2 protein-coding genes are annotated in these 3998 nt (G+C 66.9%); both read left to right on the forward strand.

What is annotated here, in order from left to right:
• Positions 1 to 354: 354 nt before the first annotated feature.
• Positions 355 to 1491 (forward strand): RIP metalloprotease RseP, encoded by a 1137-nt coding sequence (gene rseP, locus VIR62_RS00310; RefSeq protein ID WP_431867700.1) that lies wholly within the window; start codon positions 355 to 357, stop codon positions 1489 to 1491.
• 37 nt (positions 1492 to 1528) lie between these two features.
• Positions 1529 to 3829 carry an outer membrane protein assembly factor BamA gene (bamA, locus tag VIR62_RS00315; RefSeq protein ID WP_431867702.1) on the forward strand — a complete coding sequence of 767 codons (2301 nt, stop codon included), beginning with the start codon at positions 1529 to 1531 and terminating at the stop codon, positions 3827 to 3829.
• The last annotated feature ends 169 nt before the right edge of the window (positions 3830 to 3998 follow it).

A 3998-nucleotide genomic window follows, 5' to 3' on the forward strand; every position in this document is an offset into this window, starting at 1 on the left:
CGGCTCGGCTTCCTCGGCATCGCCGAGATCGTCGAGCGCACCCTCGAAGCCCATCCGGCGCTCCCGCTGGGCAGCCTGGAGGAGGTCGAGGCGGTCGACGCGGCGGCCCGGCGGACGGCCCGGGGCCTGCTTGAAGCGCGCGCGCCGGCTCCCTAAATCGGGAGAGGCGGCGGCCGCTAAGTCCTTTCCTTGTCAGCGCTGTTGCGCTATCTAGCTGGGATCGTTTGGGGGTGTTTCCGGGCCTGCCCGGGGCGCGGAAGCCGGGGCAGGGGCCGGCCGACAGAACCCTCCAGGGCGCGCCGGGAGCCGCCCGTCCATATCCTGATACACAACTCTAGGACAAAGCTCTAAGTCATGGATTTCTCTGGAGGACTCTACGGCTACGGGCTCCCGTTCCTGGCCGTGCTCACGGCCCTGGTGTTTGTCCACGAGCTGGGCCACTACCTGGTGGCCCGCTGGAACGGTGTGCGGGTCGAGGTGTTCTCCATCGGCTTCGGGCCGGAGCTCTTCGGCTGGAACGACAAGGCCGGCACCCGCTGGAAGTTCAGCCTGATTCCGCTCGGCGGCTACGTGAAGATGTTCGGCGACGCCAACGCCGCCAGCATGCCGGCGGAGGGCAGCGAGAGCATGAGCGAAGCGGAGCGCGCCGTCGCCTTCCCGCACAAGCGGCTCGGCCAGCGCGCCGCCATCGTCGCGGCGGGACCGATCGCCAATTTCATCTTCGCCATCGTGGTGCTGGCGGGCCTGTTCAGCATCGTCGGGCAGCCCTTCACGCCGGCGGTCATCGGCGAGGTGATCGAAGGCTCGGCCGCCGACGCCGCCGGCTTCCAGCCGGGCGACGAGGTGATCGCCGTCGACGGGCGGGCGGTCGCGCGCTTCGAGGAGCTGCAGCGCATCGTCGTCCTGCGTCCGGAGGAGACGATCAACTTCACGGTGCTGCGCGACGGCGCCGAGATCCGGCTGCAGGCGACTCTGGCGCGGGTGGTGCGCACCAATCACCTCGGCGAGGAGCACGAGGTCGGCCAGCTCGGCATCAGCCGCAGCGGCACCGGCTTCATCCGGCACGATCCGCTCACCTCGGTCTGGCAGGCGGCGCGCGAGACCTTCTCGATCATCGACCAGACCTTTACCGCCCTCGGCCAGATCGTCCGCGGCGAGCGCGGGACCGACGAGCTGGGCGGACCGATTCGCATCGCCGACATGTCGGGGCAGGCGGCCGAGATGGGCATCGCCACGCTCATCTACTTCGCCGCCGTGCTGTCGATCAACCTCGGCCTGATCAATCTTTTCCCAGTGCCGATGCTGGACGGCGGCCATCTGCTGTTCTACGCCATCGAGGCCGTGCGGGGGCGGCCGCTGGGGGAGCGCGCCCAAGAATACGGTTTTCGGATCGGGCTGGCTCTGGTATTGACGTTGATGGTCTTCGTGACCTGGAACGATCTTCTGCGGATCGACGGTTTAGTGAGTTTCGTCAAAGGCCTGGGCACCTGACAACGCCCCAGCGCCACGGGGGAAGGACAAAGGGACAGTGTTTCGCGGACGCTTGCTCGTCGTGGCTTTGGCATATCTGCTGTCCGGCGCAGCATGGCTTTCCCTCCCGCCGATCGCGCACGCCCAGTCGATCCTCTCGGGAGGACGCATCGCCGACATTCGCGTGGAAGGGACGCAGCGCATCGAGGCGGCGACCGTGCGCTCCTACATGCGGGTCAACCCCGGTGACCCCTTCGATCCGGTGCGCCTCGACGACTCCCTGAAGAACCTCTTCGCCACCGGTCTCTTCGCCGACGTGCGCCTGGAGCGCGACGGCGACACCCTGGTGGTCGTGGTGGCGGAAAACCCGATCGTCAACCGCATCGCCTTCGAGGGCAACGATCGCATCGACGACGACACCCTGGCGCAGGAGATCGAGCTGCGGCCGCGCGTGGTCTTCACGCGCACCAAGGTGCAGAGCGACACCCAGCGCATCCTGGAAATCTACCGCCGCTCCGGCCGCTTCGCGGCGACCGTCGAGCCGAAGGTCATCCAGCTCGAGCAGAACCGCGTCGACCTCGCCTTCGAGATCAACGAGGGACCGCTGACCTCGATCCGCTCGATCAATTTCATCGGCAACCGCGAGTACTCCGACTCGACCCTGCGCGACGAGGTCACCACCGTCGAGGCCTCGTTCTGGAACTTCTTCACCAGCGCGGACACCTACGATCCCGACCGCCTGACCTTCGACCGCGAGCTGCTGCGCCGCTTCTATCTCAACGAGGGCTACGCCGACTTCCGCGTGGTCTCCGTGGTGGCCGAGCTGACGCCGGACCAGCAGGACTTCATCGTCACCTTCACTGTGGAAGAGGGCCCGCGCTACCGCTTCGGCAAGATCGGGCTGCAGACGGGGCTGCGCAATCTCGATCCCGAGGTGCTGCGCGGCGAGGTGACGACGGAGGAAGGCGAGTGGTATGACGCCGGCGAGGTGGACACGACCATCGAGGCGCTGACCGATGCCGTCGGCAACCTCGGCTATGCCTTCGTCGACATCCGGCCGCGCGTGGAGCGCGACCGCGACAACCTCACCATCGATATCGTCTACGATATCCAGGAGGGTCCCAAGGTCTTCGTCGAGCGCATCGACATCGAGGGCAACACGCGCACGCTCGACCGCGTGATCCGGCGCGAGTTCCAGATCGTCGAGGGCGACGCCTTCAACACCTCGAAGCTGCGCCGCTCCCGCCAGCGGGTCCAGAACCTCGGCTTCTTCAAGACCGTGACGGTGGATAACGAGCAGGGCAGCGCGCCCGACCGCACCATCGTGAAGGTCGCGGTGGAGGAGCAATCCACCGGCGACGTCACCTTCGGCGCCGGCTTCTCGTCCGCCAACGGTCCCATCGGCAACATCGGCATTCGCGAGCGCAACCTGCTCGGGCGCGGCCAGGAGCTTCGGCTCGGCTTCACCCTGGCCGGCCAGGCCACCGAGCTCGACTTCAGCTTCACCGAACCCTATTTCCTCGGCCGCAACCTGGCCGCCGGCGTCGATCTCTACCGCATCACCAGCGATCGCGAGGATGAGAGCTCCTACGAGGAGGAACGCCTCGGCGGCTCGCTGCGCGGCGGCTTCAACATCACCGAAGAGCTGCGCAACGTGGTGCGCTACACGCTGGAGAATCGCAAGATCACGGACATCGACAGCGATGCCTCGCTGCTGGTCCGCTCGGAGGAAGGCACGACCCTGCGGTCGGGCATCAGCAACGAGCTGACCTACGACACACGCGATTCGCGCTTCGATCCCCACGAAGGATTCATCAGCAGCCTGCGCACCGAAGTCTTCGGCCTCGGCGGCGATGTCAGCTTCCTGCGCGGCATCGTCAGCGCCGGCTACTACCACCCGGTCTTCGAGGAATGGACCGTCAGCGTCCGCGGCAGCGGCGGCAGCATGGTCGGCATTGGCGAAGACACGCTGATCTCGGACCGCTTCTTCAAGGGTGGCGGAGACCCGCGCGGCTTCGAGTACGGCGGCATCGGCCCACGCGACCGCAATACCAACGACGCGCTCGGCGGCAAGAACTTCTACACCGGCACGGTGGAACTCGCCTTTCCCCTCGACCTGCCGTTCGATCTCGACATCCGCGGCCGCCTCTTCACCGACATCGGCGCAGCCTGGGGTTTCGACGACAACAGCATCCCGGTCGACGTCGAAGACTCCAGTGCGCCGCGCGTGACGGTCGGCACCGGCCTCTCATGGAATTCGCCTTTCGGTCCGGTCGAGGTCGATCTCGGCCTGGCCGTCATCAAGGAGGATTTCGACGAGACCGAAATATTCAGCTTCAGCTTCGGAACGCAGTTCTAGATCGAATGAGATGGCTTCGCCGCTGGTCGCCAAGCCTTGCCGCATCCCTGGTCGTGATCGCGGTGACGGCGGCGCCCGCGCCGGCGCGGGCCCAGCTCGAGGCGCCCGTCATCGGCGTCATCGACGTCCAGGGCGTGCTGCGGGCCTCGACGGCGGTCCAGGCGCTCTC

Origin of the sequence: Allosphingosinicella sp., from assembly GCF_036570505.1 — a bacterium.
Lineage (GTDB): Bacteria > Pseudomonadota > Alphaproteobacteria > Sphingomonadales > Sphingomonadaceae > Allosphingosinicella.